Here is a 20103-nt window from a genome sequence, read left to right on the forward strand (position 1 = left end):
GTTACTTCTTAGAAAGAACAAAAATATTTTTTATATTAGTAATAGATATGATTCAAAATGCAATTTTATTATTTTACGTTATTATCCATTATTGCTTAGTAGAGCTGTTTTGATGATTTTGTTGGAAATATTTGCATAATTTCCTTGAATCCATAACCGGGATACATTCCTTCGCGCATAAATAAATTACGTAATGGTGGGAAACTATGCAACAAACCAAGCCCAATGCTTCGTATGATATGAACAGGCAACATATGAGAAAGTAGAGCAGAGTTCAGTGTATGAACAGCTCCACTTCGGATTAATATATCTGGTTTGCGGCATTTGTTATAATGTGCAACAATCATTTCAGAGTTAGAATTGGATATTTTATTGGGTAAAATATCAATTAAAGTTTGGACATCACGGAATCCTAAATTCAATCCCTGTGCCCCAATAGGGGGAAAAACATGAGCGGCTTCACCCACTAAAATTGTTCGATTAGCAGCAAAATGATGAGAAAGAAGTCCGAAAAGCGGCCATGCTTGAATTGATGTTTCTAAGCTTAGCTTTCCAAGCATTGATTGCATTTGGTTTTCGATCATTTTTGCAATTGTTTTTGGTTCTATATTTAATAATTCCTCAGCGCGGGAAGGATGAACAACCCATACAAGACTAGATCTTCGTCCTGGTAGTGGGACCTGTGTAAATGGACCGTGTTCTGTATGAAATTCAGTTGATGTATTTTGATGAGAAAACTCATGAGAAAAGTTGAGAACAAGTGCTTTTTGTGGATAATTCCACTGTTTCACACTTATCCCTGCTGCGGCACGTGTAAGAGAGTGACGTCCATCAGCTGCAACAACAAGTGGTGCTTGAATAATTCTATGATCAGCAAGAGTAATGCATACATGGTTTTTTGTGTGATGAACAGATTTGGCTGCAGAAACAAATTTTGTAATATTGGGCGTATGTGTAACAGCGTCGACTAAAGCACTGTTCAATTTTACATTAGGTATATTATAGCCAAAAGCTTTTTCGCCAATTTCAGTAGAAGAAAAATGCACCGTAGGAGCATGCACAATTCTAGAAGTTATATCTATAATTCTCATGGACGATAAAGCAGCTGCATGTTTTTGAAGATTATCCCAAATATTGAGTTTTTGAAGCATGCGTATTGCAGGCATCATAAGAGCCGTTGTCCGTAACTCATCTGTATGAGCAGGGGGCCCAACAAGAAAAACAGAAAGCCCCTTCTGTGCAAGACTCAGCGCGGCTAACATTCCGACAGGACCTGCACCAATAACAGCAATATCTTTATGCTCTTCCTTTTCAAATATCACAACGATTTGAACCTTTATTCATTGAGAAAATATTTTAACATTTCCAAATGATCTCTCTCTTTTTATTATATGAAGCTCTTCTATTATTATAGTATGTAATAAATAATGCGATATAAAAAAGTAACCTTTTTATGATTTTTTTAAATGCTGAGTTATATCATCGTTAAAAAATGGCGTATTGATAGATGGTTGAAGACTTTAAAAACGAGGATAAGAAAACCTTGAAACGTAAATTAACAAAGAAAATCAAAACAAATGCTAAATTATTACGCCATAAAAAAGTAACAATGCCACAAGCAAAGGCCTTTTCCGTTCATTTACTAACAGCTTCGGGATCATTTTTAGCGTTTCTTTCTCTTATATCAGCCTCTCAAAAAGAATGGACAGCTATGTTCTGTTGGCTTGGGCTTGCTCTTCTCGTTGATGGTATAGATGGACCAATTGCACGCAAACTTGATGTTAAGTACGTTCTTCCAACATGGTCTGGAGAGCTGTTAGATAATATTATTGATTACGTGACTTATGTCTTAATTCCTGCCTTTGCACTCTATCAAAGTGGTTTCATGGGGATAGGGTTATCATTTTCATTGAGTGCAATTATTGTTATTTCATCTGCTATTTATTATGCAGATACTAGTATGAAAACCAAAGAAAACTTTTTTAAAGGATTTCCTGTTGTTTGGAATATGATGATTTTTACGCTTTTTGTAGTCAGACCAGGAGAGTGGATTACTTTTATCATTATTGTTCTATCGGCGATTATATCTTTTTTGCCAATTTATTTTATTCATCCAGTAAGAGTCCTTCGTTTACGTAGAATTAATTTTCCCATTTTTCTCTTATGGTGTTTTTTTGGTGTTTCTGCCTTCTTTTATCAACTAGAGGCTCCCTATTGGGTTAAAATAGGAATTTCGGTAACAGGAATTTATATATATTGTATTGGCGCAATCATGCAAATATTTCCTAAACTTGGGGAAAAAAGTATAAAAAAAACAATGAAATAATTGTTTTAAGAAGGGTGTGAGATGCGAATTAATTTTGGAGCAGATGATGATATTTCTTTTACGAAAGAAGGGCGTGCTGGTATTATAAAGCTCACACGTCCTTCAGCATTAAACGCTCTTAATCAACGAATGGTTTCAGCTTTAAAAAAAGCTCTCAGAACATGGGAAACAGATGATAATGTTTCTTGTGTCTTAATTGAAGGGGAAGGGCGTGCTTTTTGTGCTGGTGGAGATGTTGTAGAAATCTATCATATGGGGAAAAGTGCTGCTGCTTGTCAATACTTTAGAAATGAATATAGTTTAAATGCTTATATCAAACATTTTTCAAAGCCCTACATTTCTTTCTTAAACGGTATTTGGATGGGAGGAGGGGTAGGTATTTCTCTCTATGGCTCGCATCGAATTGTTACAGAAAATACAGTTTTTGCTATGCCAGAAGGTGCGATTGGATTTTTCCCAGATGTAGGTGCAAGTTTTTTTTTACCATCTCTTCCCAATCATTTTGGTATCTATCTTGCATTAACGGGCGCACGTATAAAGTGGGGAGATTGCTTAAATTTAGGATTAGCAACACACGCCGTTGCTGAAACTGAATTCGATATGATTAGAAAAGCTGTTATTGAGCAAGGAGATCCTACTTTAGCTTTAAACGAGCGAACAATTACAAAAGACTATGAAACAAGTCATGAAATACGTTGTATTATTAACACTTGTTTTAGTGCCCATACCTTAGAAGAATGTCTCGAGTTGCTACATAAAAAAAGCAATGAAGATGTTTTATTTGCTAAAGAATGTTATGATATTTTGCAGTCACGTTCTCCGACAAGTTTAAAAGTTATCTGGAAACAAATGAAACAAAATTCATCTCAAACGTTGGAAGATTGTATGAAAATTGAAAACCGCATAGCGTATCATATGATTCATTCACATGATTTTTATGAAGGTATACGTGCTATGTTAATCGATAAGGATAAAAGACCTCAATGGCAACCAGATAAACTTTCAAATGTGACAGATGAAATGGTAGATTCTTACTTCCAACCTGTTGAACAAGAGTTATTATTGTGAAAAATAATTCTCACAAACAGATTTCAAAAATCAATTTAATCTATAACTGTTACTTACGGTTTTTGGCACTTATTTGCTTAGTTCTAGGTATTTGTTATTGGATACGCCTTGTTGGTGTTTTTCCAGGTATTCTATGGCGTTTTGATCTTATGCCTTGGCAGTGGCAATTTGCATCAGCTATATTGGCTATTCTCTATCCTATTGCCTTAGTTGGACTTTGGATGTATTCACTATGGGGTATCATTGTGTGGTGTATTGCAGCATTGATTGAAGCAATAACAATATATTATTCCGATTTTATTTATCAGCCATTTGTACCATTATTTCATGGAATATTGTTTTTAGCTTTTATAGTACTACAAATTGTAATTATTTTTTTTAAAAGAGTAAAAAATAAAAAAACATTGTGATTGAAATTTTCGAGCCAGAATAACAGGCTCGATTTTCGATCTTAGCTAACTTAAGTAGCTCATTTTAAAACTTCGTTCCTCAAAACGCTGATGCTAGCTATACTTCTCCATAAAGTTCCATAATATATATTATGCGATAATATGATGCAGAAGATAAATCCTTTATCCAAAAAGAAAACCCTCCTTTAAAACATCATCATATTTATATCATACAATTTACTTTTAAAATAAAATTTGGTCTTTAAAGTACATTCCTTAAAGACCAAAAATAGTGATAGTGATAATGAAATTACGTATAATAAAACTAAGAAAAATTATTGTGCTATTTGACAACGTTTCGTACGTGCAAGATCACTCAAAACAGCATTACGGTTATTTAAAGCAGAAATTTCATTACTTTCACTGGATTTAGGATCTATAAAAAACAAAGCAGGAAGAAATACAAGACTTGTTGCTGCTAAAGCCGCATTTTTATTTCTTGCTTTATAACGCTCTCTAATTGTAGCATCGATTTGGCGCTTATTAGCAAAAAATTCCCGTTGAATATCAGAACAACTCATTGTTCCATCATGTAATGTGGTAACTGGAATATTTTTTTCTAAACGCCCCCCACATGCTGTCAAAAAAAACGCTAAAACGACAATACATACACCCCATTTAAAATTTTCTTTATACATAAAAACCTCACTTTTAACACAAAATGTTTTTAATGAGATTTAAATAGAGCAAAAGTAAGATTAAAATTTTAACAAATATACTATCAACAAAAATATATTTCGTTAATAAGTTCACGCATCTGTTTAAAAAGTAAGACCTTGATATGCAGGTTTTACATAGGATGGGACGTAATTTACGACCACATTGTAATTATGTGTGAGTAGAGCTTCAATGATGAGAACATCCAAATCCATTAATTTCGATTTGGTCTTTAAGGTATATTCCTTAAAGACCAAAAAATGAAATTACATATGATAAATAAGAAAAATTACTGTACTATTTTACAACGTTTCATACGTGCAAGATCACTCAAAACAGCATTACGATTATTTAAAGCCGAAATTTCATTGCTTTCACTGGATTTAGGATCCATAAAAAACAGAGCAGGTAAAAATACAACACCTGCCGCTGCTAAAGCTACATTTTTATTTCTTGCTGTAGAACGCTCTCTAATTGTATCATTAATCTGTCGTTTATTAGCAAAAAACTCCCGTTGAATATCGGTGCAACTCATTGATCCATCATGTAATGTTGTCGTTGCAATATTTTTTTCTAAACGCCCCCCACATGCTGTCAAGGAAACTGCTAAAACGGCAATACATACACCCCGCTTAAAATTCTTATACATAAAAACCTCATTTTAAACATAAAAAAGTGATATTTATGTCAAAAATAAAACAAAATAAAGGATAATCTTCAAAAAACTTTATTTAACGTAAAATATTGTATGAATAAGCTTATGCAGTTGTTTCGAAAGTAAGGCCCTGATACGCAGGTTTTACATAGGATGGAACGTAATTTACGACTGCATTATAATCCAGCGATCTATCCATATGTGTGAGTATTGCTTGTTTTGGCTTTAAATATTTTATCCATTGTAATGCTTGATCAACAGAAAAATGACTTGGGTGAGATTTAAATTGAAGGGCTTCGATGATGAGAACATCCAAACCCATTAATTTGGATAATGTTTTTTCAGGAAATTCACTAACATCCGTACAATAGGCAACGTTCCCAATCCGAAAACCTAAGGAATGAATGTTTCCGTGGTGTTGTAAATGTGTATTGACGCTTATTTCTCCGCCCTGCCCCTGAATAATAAATTGGCTATCTTCATTGATAAGATGCTCTTTTAAAATGGGAGAATAAGATGAATCTTTTGGAGTTTGAAAACAATATCCGAAAGCACTTTTGAGATGCTCTAGTGTAAATCTGTCGGCATAGATATCTATTAAACATTTTTGTGCAAGTGCATAGCTGCGTAAATCATCAATACCGTGGATATGGTCTGCATGAGAATGCGTGTAAAGAGCAGCATCAAGATGGCTTACACGCGCATCGATCATTTGTGAGCGAAAATCTGGACCTGTATCAATAACGATCGTTGTTTTGCCTCCTGAAGGTTTAATACGTTCAACTAATAAAGAACTTCTGTAGCGTTTATTTTTAGGGTTATTCGGATCACATGTTCCCCAATCACCATTAGGTCTTGGCACTCCTGGAGAAGGACCACAACCTAATATTGTAAATCGGTATTGATCACACATATCTTTTGCCTTATTTCATTTTGCTAAATAAACGAAAAGCATTACGCGTTGTTATTTGAGCTGTTTCTTCAATGCTTAAGCCAATTGTTTCAGCCAAAACAGCTGCTGTATAACATACAAAAGATGGTTCATTTGTTTTGCCCCGATGGGGACTAGGTGCTAAAAATGGAGCATCTGTTTCCACTAACAAATGCTCATGGGGCACAATTTTTGCTATTTCACGGATTTCAAGTGCGTTTTTAAAAGTAAGAATACCCGAAAAAGAAATATAACCACCAAGTTCAATTCCAGCACGAGCAAGTTGCATTCCAGACGAATAACAATGAAGGATAAAGGGAAAAGCTCCTTCTTTTATCTGTTCACGTAATATTTTCTCCATATCGATATCGGCATTGCGTGAATGTATAACAAGAGGAATCTGTGTTTCTCGAGAAGCAATGATATGTTCTTGAAAAACTTTCTTTTGCTCTTCTGGTGTAGAGTAATCATAATGATAATCAAGGCCCCCTTCCCCAAACGCAACAATTTTAGGATGATTCGAGAGCTGTATAAGCTCTTCCGCTGTAATATTTTGTTCTTCATGCGCGTGATTGGGGTGTGTTCCAACGGAACAAAAGACTTGATCATAGCTTTGCGCAATGGCTAACAGTTTATCTAACTTATGAACATGGGTTGAAATTGTTATCATACGTTTAACGTCAGCATCTAAAGCCCGTTGGATAACATTATCCAAATCTTGTGAAAAGTCTTCAAAATCAAGATGACAATGTGTATCAATCAACATGATGAGTGTCTTCTTTCTTCAAGATATAACGAGGAAAAATTGGTTCTGGTGGTGGAAGATCAAGCCCTTCTTGAATTTTTGAATGACTTATATGATACAATAACCGATCATCTTCAGCAACCGCAAGGCTATCAAGAAGTTTCGTTGCTGATTGGGGTATGAAAGGCAAAAGCATAATTCCTATTCTCCGCAAGATTTCTACAGTTATATAAAGAACTGTAGAAAATCGTTCTCGATCGTTTTTACGTAAACTCCAAGGTTGTTCGTTGGCAAAATAGCGATTGGCATCTGCTACAATTGAAAAAATAGCTGAAAGTGCTAAATGCATACTATAAGAAGACATAGCTTGGTGTACAGTTTCAAGTACTTGAAGAGATTGTTCTAAAAGCTGTTTATCTTGAGCTAAAAATAAAGCTGGTTTCGGGACTTGTGCATTACAATTTTTGGCAATCATAGACAAACAGCGCTGTGCTAAATTACCAAGATCGTTAGCAAGATCAGCATTAATACGGTTCACAAGGCTTTCATGACTATAACTACCATCTTGTCCGAATGGCACTTCACGGAGAAGAAAATAACGGACCTGATCAAGACCATAATGATCAACCATTTCAAAAGGATCAACGACATTTCCAATAGATTTTGACATTTTTGCACCACGATTAAGTAAAAAACCATGTGCAAAAATATTTTTAGGCAATTCAATTCCAGCAGACATTAAAAATGCCGGCCAATAGACTGCATGAAAACGAATAATATCCTTACCAATAATATGCGTATTTGCAGGCCAAAAATCACGTTTTTTTGAATTTTCATTGAAAAAACCTATTGCTGATAGATAATTTGTAAGCGCATCAACCCAGACATACATCACGTGCTTTGGATTCTCAGGAACAGCAATTCCCCAGTTAAAACTTGTGCGTGAAATAGAGATATCTTTTAATCCCGATTTGATAAAACTTATAATTTCATTACGCCGCTCAAGTGGCAAAATAAAATCAGGATATTTTTCATAATATTCAAGAAGAGCCTTTTCATAACCAGAAAGTCTAAAAAAATAACTTTCTTCTTCATTCCATTCAACTGGAGAGCCTAATTCCTTCTCGCGACGGATGTTGTCTGCTCCAACTTCTGTATCTTTCTCTTCATAATACGCTTCTTGGCGAACCGAATACCACCCCGTATAACGACCGAGATAAATATCGCCATTTGCTTCCATCTTTTTCCAAATTTCTTGACAAGCTTGATAATGGCGTTCTTCTGTCGTACGGATAAAATCATCATTAGAACAATTTAATACTGCAAGCATTTTTTGAAACACCGCACTATTACGATCTGCAAGTTGCTGAGGTGTCATGCCTAATGCAGCTGCGGTTTGTTGCATCTTGAGACCATGCTCATCTGTACCAGAAAGAAAAAATACATTTTTTCCGTTTAACCGTTGAAAGCGGGCTAAAACATCGCTTGTAATGGCACTATAAGCATGTCCAATATGTGGAGCAGCATTAGGATAAAAAATGGGAGTTGTTATGTAATATGTGTCACGCATGTCATACTCGTTGTAAAACGCTATAAATAGAAGATATAATGACATAACGCTTGTTCATCGCATTGTCACGGAAAAACTAATTCTCATGAATGATCTTATGAACTTTAAAAAGTAAGTTAATAACAAACTGCTTTTTATCGAGATTAAACAGTTGTATTTCCTCTATTTCTTGATGAATCTCCTGCCATTTTTCCGCATATTTTTTTGAGAGAAATAAGTCTCCCTTTTCAACGAGCATGATAGCTTTTTTTTGAATTTTATTAAGAATTTCATCACAAAATTGTTGAAATTGGAATGTAGAAGAAGCAGATGAAAATGTTTGTGCAAGAGTATGTACAATTGTTGCGTTACAAACAGGTTTCTCTAGGAGAGCATCAATTGTTTTAATAATTTCAAGACCGCCATGGCAAATAAGTAAAGCGGCTTTTCGAGGACTTCCTTTAGATTTTTTAATAATCATTTCAATTGTTTTTTCATCAGGTAAATCCTGATCGGCGAAAATATGTATAATAACTTTTTTCATTTCATCGTTATTCAACGGACGAAAAGAAATTTTTTGACACCGTGAATGGATTGTTGGAAGCAATTTTCCTGAAGAATGTGCGATAATAACAAATAACGTTTTTGTAGGTGGTTCTTCAAGTATTTTGAGAATTGCATTTGCTGCATTTCTATTCATATCATCTGCAGAATCAATAATAACAATACGCCATCCATTATCTTGCGATGTTCGACTTAAAAAATGCATAATATCACGGATATCATCAACGAGTATTCCTGTTTTAAACTTTTGCGTTTTCACATCAAATCGACGTGAAATATACAAAAGACCAGGGTGACTTCCTTGTGTAATTTGGCGCCATGGGGTAGAATAAGGATCGGGTTTGAAGAAAGAACTCTGTTGAAAACTTAAAATGTTCCAAGCAAGATGAAAGGCTAATGTAGCCTTTCCAATCCCGTATTCTCCTTCAAATAATAATGCATGATGCAAACGCTCTTCTTTAAGCATTTGTGTCAAAAAATGACGCACATCCTCATGACCAAAGATAACATTGTTCTGGGATGGTGATAAAATTGTATCAATATCATCATATTGGCGTAAGGTATTTAAATTACTCATGAAAGCTGATCCAACAATACCTGATGACAAATATTTTTTATTTGATGAGCAATAGCTTCCACTGAGCCAGTGGCATCAATGACTCGAAATCTATGGGGTTCTTGTTTGGCCAATTGAAGAAAAGCCTGACGTCTTTGTTCTTGAATTTCCAACTGATCTTTTTCAAAATAATCAATTTCTTCTGTTTTTTTTCTTCGTAAATTTGCACGCTTCATACCACACATTGCTGGCATATCTAATAAAAATGTTAAATGAGGCAAAATACCATTGAGCGCAATACACTCTAAAACAGAAAGAAGAGAAGAACTGACTCTATTATTGAGTCCTTGATAAACGCGTGTAGAATCAATAAAGCGGTCACATAAAACGATTTTACCTTTTTGCAAAGAAGGTGCAATAACTTCATGAAAATGGTCAGCGCGTGCAGCTGTAAACAAAACAGCTTCAATCAACGGTCCATACTGTTGCGCCTGCCCCGACAACAAAATATGCCGGATTGCTTCTGCTCCTGGCGTTCCTCCTGGTTCTCGTGTTGTAACAACATCATAACCTTGGTGAGAGAGAAACTCAGCAAGTAAAGAAATCTGCACCGTTTTTCCTACCCCCTCCCCTCCTTCGAATGTAATAAAATAACCTGACACGTATGACCTTAACCTTATTAGCGCGTAACTACAAATATTTCCGTAACCATCCAATTGTTATTTCATAGAATGCATTTTTTACTTTTGCAAAGAAACTTCCTTCCTGAATATTCATTCCGGCAAAAACTGGTTTTTCCAGAAGAATCTTTTTATCTTCTAAAATTTGAATAACACCAACTGATTGCCCAGAAACGATGGGGGCTTTCAATGGACCATGATATTTAATTTTTGCTTTAACATTTACTTTTTTTTCATTCGAAAGCATAAAACTTATTGGTGTTTTAACAATGAGTGGAACAAAATTTTTCTTACCACCGTAAACAGAAGCACGACCAACCGTTTCTTCTTTTGTGAAAATTGTTTTGAGATCAAATGCCGTCATCCCCCATTGAAGAATGCGTTCTATTTCTTTTGTATATTTTTTACCATCTTGCAAACCATTGATTGCTAAAAAAAGACGTCGATGATTTTTAGAAATGGTGGCAACCATTGAAAAACCTTCTTTTTCACTGTAGCCAAAACCAAATCCTTCTACACCAATTTCCTTAGAAATAAGAGGGTTTTTATTACGTTGAAAAATATTATTCCATGTAAAATGAGGCTCACAATAAAGTGCATAATAATCCGGATATTCCTGAACAATATGACGTGCTAATATAATCATATCACGTACAGTTACAAATTGTCCCTCTTCGGGTAGCCCTGTAGCATTAACAAAATGACTCTGAGATAATCCGATTATTTTTGCGCGCTGATTCATCAGTTTTACAAAATGATCTTCATGTCCTGATATTCCTTCAGCAAGAATAATAGCAGCATCATTTCCATTCACAATAATTAAACCACGTAAAAGATCAGAAACACTGATTTCTGTCTTTATCTTTGCAAACATAGTGGTTGTACCGGAAGGTGCTCCACCTTTGCGCCAAGCATTTTCACTGACCTTGAATTTCTGCGTACTTTTTAATAATCCTTTTTTTAATTGATGAAATACAACTTCTGCTGTCATCAATTTTACTAATGAAGCAGGAAAAAAAGGAATATCACTTTGTTTTTCATAAAGTATTGTCTCTGTATCATCATCGAGTAATAACAGTTGTGATGCGGGAGTTTGAAAATCTTGTGCTCTCCCCCACGTATCAAATGCCAATACTCCCCATAATATCAATAAGATCCTTAATGCTGTATACATAGCTGCTCCTCCCATCCCAAAGATCAACATAAAGAATCTTATATAGGAAAAAACTTTTTGATTTCTGAAAATTGAGGAATTATTTACAACTCATAAAAAGATTTTATTTTCATTTAGCTTTAGAAAAAATAATATGACACGTTTTTTATCTTCCATGTAGGTTCAATTTAACATTTTAAATGTATGAGAGACAAAAGATTTTTTCCTATTTTTATTGATAGTATTTTGATTTGTTATGATAAATTATCATTTTAAAATTGAAGCTAACTCAAAATACTGTAAGATTCTCTCATCCCCTCTTCTCATATTGAATTCATTAAAAATCGCTTACTTACGGGTCATAAGTAGGGTTCGTATATGGATAAAAATTATTAAAAAAGAGAGTAAAAATACTTCTTATAAACCTTTCAAGTGTTAAGAATTATCGCACAAAACATTGGGGGCTTGCAAAGTGTATGATGGTGTCGATTTATATCTTCATAAGAGTAAAGATGCTGATGTCTAAAGGCGTTAACAGTTATACCATTCACAGGCGCTGTCGCAAAATAGGCTTGTAGCGTGTTAAAGTATGTCTCTTTTAAATAAGTCCATGAATTGGCAATGTAAGTGTATTTTGTTTGAGATGCTCTGTTTTTCGTGAGGGAACTTACTCCATTAAAGAACATGATAAACAAAAGCATGAGATAATGCATAATCTTTTCATAAGATATTACCGTAGATACTTTAGAAAGATGCAAGGCCGAATCAAAAGAAAATATTTTTTTACTTGTTAAGCTTTTTATTCCTCTCAAATCGAGAGTACAAGTTGTTTTAGAGATTACACAAACAGACTGACACAATAATTTACCTTCGTCTAGCAAAAGCTATTACAGCAAGAAAAGTACACGCTTTATTAAGCAAGCAATATCATAAAACGACGAATAGACCAGCAATGGAGTGGAAAGGCCGTACTGAATTTATAATAATAGAACCCAACCACGCTTTTTGAAAAGGACAAAGCGCTTTAAGATAAAAATCCTACACTAAATCCGTAATTTCTTACCTTTTTTACTAGAAAATTATATAGATAAAAAATCAATGCATTTTTTCTTAAAACAGTTGTAGCCAATTAACCTTTGTTTTTTTGTTTAGCTTATTTATAGAAGCAACTTGATCGAATGGTATCGGCTTATCAACCATGATAGGACCAATTTCTGGCAATTTAACTGCAACAGTTTTATTACGTTGTTCTTGTTCAACAGCAGCTGCTTTAGCTAATTCTTTTTTGTTCCTTGTATTGCGCTGCTCTTTTAACAAAACAGTTTCTCTTTTTTTCGCAACATTTTCCGACGCTAATGAATATGGGGCAGCATTTCCAGGAGTATAAGAGGACATTAAATATGCAGCATCATAATAGCCAACAGGTGCTTCAGCAATATATTCTACTTTAACATCTGCAACCCCCCTATCTACATACCCCAATATTGCCGCAGCTTGCCTTGATAAATCAATGATTCTGTCTTTCATAAAAGGTCCGCGATCATTCACTCTAACAACGATTGAAGACCCATTTTTCAAATTAGTAACACGAGCATAGCTAGGTAAAGGCATTGTAGGATGAGCAGCAGTCAAAAGATTCATGTCATAAATTTCACCGTTGGCAGTTAAACGTCCATGAAAATCTGAACCATACCATGATGCTTCGCCAACACGTTTATAAGTTGGATCACTTTGAGGATAATACCACTTTCCTTTTATTTGATAAGGTTTACCAACAATCGCTCGTCCACGCTTTTTTTCTTCCGATTGATTCTTCTTATTGGATACTTGTTGAGGTAGTACAGAAGTGTTTACGTTAATTGGTTTATTATGATAGGAATCTTTTATTGAAAAATTCATAGTTTGGCTTGCGCAACAAGATACCAGTGACTGAGAAATGACGATCATAGAAAACAATTGAAGTGTTGGTTTAATCATAAAAGTAAATTTCTTTTTTCTATTTGAAGGCATCTATTCAGTCCACTTATTTCTGTTAAGTACTACTGTAAAAACCACGTCACGCTTTTTGTACGCAACGGAAGAATTTACGTTTTTAAATGATTCCCCTCGCGTATATACCACTCTTGAATTGGCCCCTTTTATCAAGAAATTAACGTATTGTTAACCTTTTTATGGTTTTCATACAAAATAAATGTACTATAGTAGATGTTAAAAAGATTAAAAGTTAAATAAATCAACATCTTATAGAAAATTCATTTCATAATATAAGTGTGAATAAGTGGTGATTTTAGCAACTGTTTTGCGAATCATGTAATGCAGTGGGTATTAAAAAACCACCTATGGATTGAGAAAATTAGAAACCGCATGTGCTGCCAACGCAGGTACAACCCTATCCGTAAGTTTGTTGAAAATGGAGACAGCATAGCACCGCTCTATTCCAAAACAGCTGATAGAAAATGACAGACTATAGAATCGATAAAAACTTCAAAAAGAATCAAAACAAAAAAGATTCTTAAATTTTTTATAGCCTATTGATATTACTTAAATTTGGTGAGCGCGCAGGGATTCGAACCCTGGACCTACTGATTAAAAGTCAGTTGCTCTACCAACTGAGCTACGCGCTCTCACACAAGCTATCTAGTTTGCATACTATCTAGTTTGCAGAAAGTGAAGGGAACATACGGTTGACTTTCCATTTGGTCAACACCTTTTGGAAAAAATATTATTATTTTCTTCAGTTATCAATAATTTTCCGTTTTCGCCCCTTTACTTCATCATTGTATAAGTACTCTTTAATCTTCTTTTTGAAGTTTCAATAAAGGAAAAATTTCACTGCAAAATATTGCATAGATTCGAAGCGTTAAAATTATGAGCAATACCCCCTTCCCCTCACATGGGTTGTTGAGCATAATGGGTAGAGAAGAAAAAATACTTTTTATTATAATATTATTTTTATATCTTTATATTTTAGTGTTTAATTTTCAAATATGAATACAGCTTTATAAGATAATATATTGATTTATAATAATTTATTATTTTTTACTTGAGTGAAAATTCTCAAATACTGTAAGTTTTTCTCATTTCAAATCTTTTTTATATTGAAACAATAAAAAGCATTTTCTTGACCGATATAAGCGAGAGAATAAAACTATAAAAAAGAAATGAAAATACCTTTTATGCCTCCTTTCAACAATCAAAAATTATCGCAACATTAGGGTTCATGAAAATAGTATATAGCGGTTGACACGTTAGACTTGAAAATGGGACAATGAGCAACAATGGCTTTGAGAGTATGATTTTTATTCATGTATAATGAATATATAACGAAAGCCAATTTATCCTATAGAATAAAGTAGATATGAAGCAAAATTTAGTCTCATTGAAAATATCCCGAATGACTATAAATTGTGCTCACTATTAGAGCTGTAGATAATTTTACTAAGAATAAAAAAGCAGAAATAATATGCAGTATGTAAAATGATTTTAAATACCCATAGAGAGTTCTAAATATATAGAATGCCTTCTATTTAACTTTTTTATATCAGAAATTACAAAACATGTAGATATATTTTTAGAAGAAAAGGATAATACTGGTCATAAAATTTGGTGTTATATAATTCAGTCAGAACTATAAAGTATTTTATACATTATTTAATATTAATGTAGCTATATAGCTATATAAATAATAATTTAAATATATCTATAAATAAAAATATTGCTTTATTAAACGATAAGATCAAAAACAAAGAAAATAATTTTGATTTGGCGATAAAAATTGTAAAAGTGTTATATATACATGTATTTTTACTTTACTAATTTTTATTATTTTGATTGGAATATTGAATGCTAACATGTAAACAGTATGAGCTACTCTTGTTTATTCATAACCATATAAAAGAAACTGGTGTTCCTCCTTCTTTTGAAGAAATGAAAAATGCATTAGAACTTTCTTCAAAGTCTGGTATTCATAAGCTCATTATAGCCTTAGAACAACGAGGTTTTATACGTCGCTTGCCCAATCGTGCTCGTGCTGTGGAGGTGATTCGACTTCCTGAGAAAATAACATTTAACCTTTCTTTAGCACGTAAAATTTCTCCCAGTATGATAGAAAGAAAGAAAAGGGAAATATCAAAAAGCTTGAGTCCCTTTGATGAAGAAGAAAAAAAAAATATCACCATTCCTATTATGGGACGTATTTCTGCGAGCGTACCCGCCTCTGCTATACTGCAACAAATAAACAGCCTTTCTCTTCCACTTGATATGGTTAATACAGGTGAGCACTACGCATTAGAAGTTAAAGATGATTCTATGATGGAGGCTGGTATCCTTGATAAAGATACGATCATTGTGAAACGTCAAAATACAGCAATAACTGGTGAAATTATTGTTGCGTTTATTGATAAAAAAGAAGCCACATTAAAACGTTATCGACGCAAAGGAGCTTCTATTGCATTAGAAGCCGCAAATCCTCATTATGAAGTACGGACATACGAATCCGAGCGTATAGAAATACAAGGAAAACTTACCGGACTTATTCGCAAATATTAAAAAATAAACCTTATAGTACGCGATAGATATCGCAGTAAGAAGCTGTTGAGTATTTTTTTATTGTGCCACACGCAATTGACTTCTTCTCCACAGCCAAAGGATGCCCCCAATTCGGTTTATAAACAATCCAGATCCTTATCGAGCGGGTTTAATTTTCCCTTCCCTCCATGTTCTTCACTTAATGCAAGGCTTGACAAGTAAGTTTTAAAATATTCACCACGTACTTTGAAAAGAACTTAAATGCTTTGAAGGAAGCTTTCTTATATCATCATCCTCAATAACGGAATTTTACGATATAATAAGACAAAATTGTATGCATGCATATAAACACATAAAATTTTGTAGAAAAAAATCAAATAACTTTGTAACAGATTGTATTGCATAGGTATAAAAACAAAGAACATTATTTTTAAATTAATAAAAGCGTAACTCAATCATTCATAGTAATTGTAGGATCATCATGGTAGCACCTCGTATTAGTTTTGTCTCCCTCGGATGCCCAAAAGCACTCGTAGATTCTGAGCGAATTATTACACGCCTTCGCTCTGAAGGGTATGAGATTTCACGTCAACATCAAGGAGCTGATGTCGTTATTGTGAATACCTGTGGTTTTCTTGACTCGGCAAGGAGAGAATCGTTAGCCAATATTGATGAAGCTCTTAAAAAAAATGGAAAAGTTATTGTAACAGGGTGTCTTGGTGCTGATCCTGATGCTATTCGCCAAACATATCCTAATGTATTGGCTATTACAAAACCGCAAGCTTATGAAAGCGTTATAGAAGCTGTTCATACAGCAATTCCTCCTGTTCATGATCCTTTTCTTGATTTAGTTCCTCCCCAAGGTATTCGTTTAACACCTCGCCATTACGCCTACTTAAAGATTTCTGAAGGATGCTCTAATCGGTGTAGTTTTTGTATCATCCCTACACTGCGTGGTGATCTCACTTCACGTCCCATCAGCGATGTTCTTCGTGAAGCTGAAAAACTCGTGCAAGCGGGTGTAAAAGAACTTTTGGTTATTTCACAGGATACGAGTGCTTATGGTGTTGATCTTAAATATCTCGAAAATTCTTGGAAAGATCGTACAATCAAAACTAAATTCTTTGATCTTTGTCGCGAACTAGGCGATATGGGTATTTGGGTACGTATGCATTACGTTTATCCTTATCCCCATGTTGATGAAGTTATCGAACTTATGGCTGCAAAAAAAATTCTTCCTTATCTGGATATACCTTTTCAGCATGCATCACCAACTGTTTTGCGTCACATGAAGCGTCCCGCACTTATGGAAAAAACAAACCGTAGAATTGAAAAATGGCGGAAAATATGTCCAGATCTTACTTTGCGATCAACATTTATCGTTGGTTTTCCTGGTGAAACGAATGAAGATTTTAATATACTTCTAGAATGGCTAGAAGAAGCAAAAATTGAACGCGCGGGGTGCTTTAAATATGAAGAAGTAAAAGGAGCTGCCGCAAATGATTTGGGATTAGAAAATATTCCTGAAGAGGTGAAAGAAAACCGCTGGCATCGTTTTATGGCAAAACAACAACAAATTTCTACACATCTTTTAAAGAAAAAAATTGGAAAAAGACTCCGAGTGCTTATCGATGAAAGTCAAGGAAAAGTTGCCAAAGGACGTAGTCAGTACGATGCTCCAGAAATAGATGGTGTTGTCCATATATCATCACGACGCCCACTGCGTGTTGGTGAATTTGTCACCGTTAAAATCGAACAATCGGATGCCTATGACCTTTATGGTATAGCCGTTTAAAAATTTAACTCCTTCCCTGTCCTCAATGATGAAGATTTCTATCAGCATTAGTTTATAAAAAAGCGACTTTTCATAACAAGAACCGATCATGTGACTTACTTCATGAGAATTTATGAGCAATCCTTACTCTGAATGTTTGCTATACACTCCCAAAATACCAAGCAGTTATATATTCTCTTAATTTAATGCCTTAAAATGAGCTTTAAATGGCGGTGACGGCGGCGCAAAAGAATAAAATCCACAAGGCTCACCATTTTTAATTAACAAAAGAGCAAATCGACAACCGTACTATTTTCCCATTTTTCATATTACGACAGTCATTGGTTAGTGAAAGGAAACTTTTTTCAAGAGTGTTTTATGCACACAAGAACTTCCTTTGTGATATGCAAACGGATGTTTTTTATGGTTGCAATATAAGAGAATTTGAAACAAAACAATCTGACGATATTTAAATGAAAAAAATAAATTATCATTATAAATAAGTCTCTTATCTTAAACTCTTTAAACTTATTTTTAAAATATCTAATTTTTATTAACACGTTTTAAAATCAAAGAATTTCTTATCAAGCAAATGACTTGGGCGTACATTTGTTAAAGCGCGAATCATCGTATCTTTACGTCCTGGCATTTGTCTTTCTATATTTTTCAGCATTTCTTTCATTGCATTACGTTGTAATCCATCTTGACTACCGCAAAGATTACAAGGAATAATTGGAAATTGCATTTCTTGAGAAAATTTTTCCATATCTTCCTCAGCAGCATAAACAAGAGGACGTAATACAAAAAGATCTCCTTCATCATTTTTAAGTTTTCCAGGCATGGCAGCTAATCGGCCACCGTGAAACAAATTCATAAAAAATGTTTCTAAAACATCATCACGATGATGACCTAAAACTAATGCAGAACATCCCTCTTCACGTGCAATACGATAGAGATTACCACGTCGTAATCGAGAACAAAGTGAACAATATGTCTGCGACTCTGCCAATTTATCTGTAACAATGGAATAAGTATCCTGATATTCAATACGATATGGAATTTTATAAGAACTTAAAAAGTCTGGAAGAATATGCTTAGGAAATCCTGGTTGCCCTTGATCAAGATTACAGGCTAGAATTTCAACGGATAAAAGACCTCGCCACTTTAAGTCTAAAAGAAGCGCTAATAAACCATAAGAGTCTTTTCCACCCGATAAAGCAACAAGCCATTTTTTCCCTGTAGAGAGCATAGAAAAATCATCCAAAGCTTGTCGCATATGACGTAAAAGTCGTTTGCGCAATTTATTAAATTCTACGCTTGAAGGAGCAACACGAAACATTGGATGACAATTATCTGCTTCGCTTATTAAAGGATCATCTCTCCCTTTGTTTTCTTCTATTGCCTGATATTCAACTGAAACATCATTCATAATACCATATCCTGCACAATAAACGGCTCGTTTTGCAAAGATAAAAACAAATATTAAAGCAAGCTTACATCTATGTTTTTTGAATTTATAAATTAGATACACAAAAAAGAAATGGAACTATACAAATTTATGACTATAAAACATAGCAATAAACTTAATATAGAACCATTTACAAAAAGAACTTATTAACTTCAAATATTGTAAGAATAACACAATATTTTGAAGTTATCATAATAGAAGAGAGAAACAATTTCTCTTACAGAAAAATTATCGAGAATAAAATTCAACAACCAGATTAGGTTCCATTTGCACAGCATAAGGAACATCTGCAAAAGCAGGAATACGTGTAAAGGTTGCTTTCATCTGTTTATGATCTGCTTCAATATAATCAGGGACATCACGTTCTGCCAATTGCACTGATTCTAACACTAAAACAAGTTGTTTCGATTTTTCCCGAACCTCAATAACATCACCTGGTTTACAACGATAAGATTGAATGTTTGTGCGCCGCCCATTGACATTAACATGACCGTGATTGATAAATTGGCGAGAAGCAAAAATCGTAGGTACGAATTTTGCACGATAAACAACAGCATCCAAACGTGATTCTAACAGACCGATAAGATTTTCACCAGTATCGCCCCGTCGACGGGCAGCTTCTTCATAGGTTTTATGAAATTGTTTTTCTGAAATATCTCCATAAAACCCTTTCAATTTCTGTTTAGCGCGCAACTGCACCCCATAGTCAGAAAGTTTTCCTTTACGACGCTGTCCATGCTGACCTGGACCATAATCACGACGATTGACAGGAGATTTTGGACGCCCCCAAATATTTTCTCCCATACGACGGTCAATTTTATACTTTGTTGTTTCGCGTTTACTCATCGCATTTCCTTATAAAATAAAACACGAGATCTTAAGACCCCAAGGAAACGCGCCCTCCTCTGCCTTTAAATACTAAAGACTGACAGAATACCTTAACATATCAATATGCAAAGTTATCCACGGGACACGTCAATTAATGCTATTTTCTTGAAAAA

17 protein-coding genes, 1 tRNA gene and 1 pseudogene are annotated in these 20103 nt (G+C 34.3%); 5 read left to right on the forward strand and 14 right to left on the reverse strand.

Features of this window, described 5'->3' with window-relative positions:
* Nucleotides 1–95: 95 nt before the first annotated feature.
* Nucleotides 96–1322: a UbiH/UbiF family hydroxylase gene (locus tag ACFIMS_RS02850; protein ID WP_375696378.1), complete on the reverse strand. Its 1227-nt coding sequence runs from the start codon at nucleotides 1320–1322 to the stop codon at nucleotides 96–98.
* A 185-nt stretch (nucleotides 1323–1507) separates the two neighbouring features.
* Here ACFIMS_RS02850 and pcsA point away from each other — a divergent pair, with 185 nt between their 5' ends.
* The 3 genes from pcsA to ACFIMS_RS02865 are packed head-to-tail and all read left to right on the forward strand — an operon-like array spanning nucleotide 1508 to nucleotide 3804.
* The gene (pcsA, locus tag ACFIMS_RS02855; RefSeq protein WP_375638400.1) at nucleotides 1508–2326 is read left to right on the forward strand and encodes a phosphatidylcholine synthase; all 819 of its coding nucleotides are present in this window, start codon (nucleotides 1508–1510) and stop codon (nucleotides 2324–2326) included.
* A gap of 21 nt (nucleotides 2327–2347) precedes the next feature.
* Nucleotides 2348–3394 (forward strand): enoyl-CoA hydratase/isomerase family protein, encoded by a 1047-nt coding sequence (locus tag ACFIMS_RS02860; RefSeq protein ID WP_375681235.1) that lies wholly within the window; start codon nucleotides 2348–2350, stop codon nucleotides 3392–3394.
* Complete coding sequence (locus ACFIMS_RS02865; RefSeq protein WP_375611911.1) at nucleotides 3391–3804, forward strand: DUF6163 family protein; 414 nt, start codon at nucleotides 3391–3393, stop codon at nucleotides 3802–3804. Before ACFIMS_RS02860 ends, ACFIMS_RS02865 begins: the two co-directional genes overlap by 4 nt.
* A gap of 314 nt (nucleotides 3805–4118) precedes the next feature.
* On the opposite strand, the gene ACFIMS_RS02870 is transcribed toward ACFIMS_RS02865, so the two are convergent.
* The 11 genes and pseudogenes from ACFIMS_RS02870 to ACFIMS_RS02920 all read right to left on the reverse strand — a co-directional run bounded on the left by ACFIMS_RS02870 (nucleotide 4119) and on the right by ACFIMS_RS02920 (nucleotide 13957).
* On the reverse strand, nucleotides 4119–4481 hold the full coding sequence (locus ACFIMS_RS02870; RefSeq protein ID WP_375618144.1) for a hypothetical protein: 363 nt from the start codon (nucleotides 4479–4481) through the stop codon (nucleotides 4119–4121).
* Nucleotides 4482–4604: 123 nt separating this feature from the next.
* A pseudogene (locus ACFIMS_RS02875) lies at nucleotides 4605–4733 on the reverse strand (MBL fold metallo-hydrolase); the annotation flags it as partial.
* Between the two features lie 56 nt (nucleotides 4734–4789).
* Nucleotides 4790–5149 (reverse strand): hypothetical protein, encoded by a 360-nt coding sequence (locus ACFIMS_RS02880; RefSeq protein WP_375606871.1) that lies wholly within the window; start codon nucleotides 5147–5149, stop codon nucleotides 4790–4792.
* 109 nt (nucleotides 5150–5258) lie between these two features.
* Entirely contained in the window at nucleotides 5259–6068 is an 810-nt protein-coding gene (locus tag ACFIMS_RS02885) for an MBL fold metallo-hydrolase (protein WP_375638402.1), read from the reverse strand.
* A 10-nt stretch (nucleotides 6069–6078) separates the two neighbouring features.
* Nucleotides 6079–6852: a TatD family hydrolase gene (locus ACFIMS_RS02890; protein ID WP_375638403.1), complete on the reverse strand. Its 774-nt coding sequence runs from the start codon at nucleotides 6850–6852 to the stop codon at nucleotides 6079–6081.
* Entirely contained in the window at nucleotides 6842–8401 is a 1560-nt protein-coding gene (metG, locus tag ACFIMS_RS02895) for a methionine--tRNA ligase (protein ID WP_375638404.1), read from the reverse strand. Before metG ends, ACFIMS_RS02890 begins: the two co-directional genes overlap by 11 nt.
* A 76-nt stretch (nucleotides 8402–8477) precedes the next feature.
* Nucleotides 8478–9521, reverse strand: coding sequence for a DNA polymerase III subunit delta' (locus ACFIMS_RS02900; RefSeq protein WP_375621258.1), 1044 nt, complete (start codon nucleotides 9519–9521; stop codon nucleotides 8478–8480).
* Nucleotides 9518–10162, reverse strand: coding sequence for a dTMP kinase (gene tmk, locus ACFIMS_RS02905; protein ID WP_375628124.1), 645 nt, complete (start codon nucleotides 10160–10162; stop codon nucleotides 9518–9520). The genes ACFIMS_RS02900 and tmk overlap by 4 nt, the downstream gene beginning before the upstream one ends.
* Nucleotides 10163–10190: 28 nt before the next feature.
* Complete coding sequence (locus tag ACFIMS_RS02910; RefSeq protein ID WP_375628125.1) at nucleotides 10191–11354, reverse strand: D-alanyl-D-alanine carboxypeptidase family protein; 1164 nt, start codon at nucleotides 11352–11354, stop codon at nucleotides 10191–10193.
* A gap of 1089 nt (nucleotides 11355–12443) precedes the next feature.
* A complete protein-coding gene (locus ACFIMS_RS02915; RefSeq protein ID WP_375629847.1) occupies nucleotides 12444–13343 on the reverse strand; it encodes a septal ring lytic transglycosylase RlpA family protein in 900 nt (299 codons plus the stop codon).
* A gap of 538 nt (nucleotides 13344–13881) precedes the next feature.
* Nucleotides 13882–13957: transfer RNA gene (locus tag ACFIMS_RS02920), tRNA-Lys, on the reverse strand.
* Nucleotides 13958–15176: 1219 nt separating this feature from the next.
* Between ACFIMS_RS02920 and lexA the strand changes: the two genes are divergently transcribed.
* Both lexA and rimO read left to right on the forward strand, forming a co-directional pair.
* The gene (lexA, locus tag ACFIMS_RS02925; RefSeq protein ID WP_375621262.1) at nucleotides 15177–15881 is read left to right on the forward strand and encodes a transcriptional repressor LexA; all 705 of its coding nucleotides are present in this window, start codon (nucleotides 15177–15179) and stop codon (nucleotides 15879–15881) included.
* A 460-nt stretch (nucleotides 15882–16341) separates the two neighbouring features.
* Complete coding sequence (rimO, locus tag ACFIMS_RS02930; protein ID WP_375629851.1) at nucleotides 16342–17655, forward strand: 30S ribosomal protein S12 methylthiotransferase RimO; 1314 nt, start codon at nucleotides 16342–16344, stop codon at nucleotides 17653–17655.
* A 532-nt stretch (nucleotides 17656–18187) separates the two neighbouring features.
* On the opposite strand, the gene ttcA is transcribed toward rimO, so the two are convergent.
* Together ttcA and rpsD are read right to left on the reverse strand one after the other, a co-directional pair.
* Nucleotides 18188–19063, reverse strand: a complete 876-nt coding sequence (gene ttcA, locus ACFIMS_RS02935) for a tRNA 2-thiocytidine(32) synthetase TtcA (RefSeq protein ID WP_375634106.1) — start codon at nucleotides 19061–19063, stop codon at nucleotides 18188–18190.
* Between the two features lie 267 nt (nucleotides 19064–19330).
* The gene (gene rpsD / locus ACFIMS_RS02940; protein WP_273722651.1) at nucleotides 19331–19948 is read right to left on the reverse strand and encodes a 30S ribosomal protein S4; all 618 of its coding nucleotides are present in this window, start codon (nucleotides 19946–19948) and stop codon (nucleotides 19331–19333) included.
* Nucleotides 19949–20103 lie beyond the last annotated feature (155 nt).

Origin of the sequence: Bartonella sp. AP331QHHD (genome assembly GCF_042195905.1) — a bacterium.
Lineage (GTDB): Bacteria > Pseudomonadota > Alphaproteobacteria > Rhizobiales > Rhizobiaceae > Bartonella.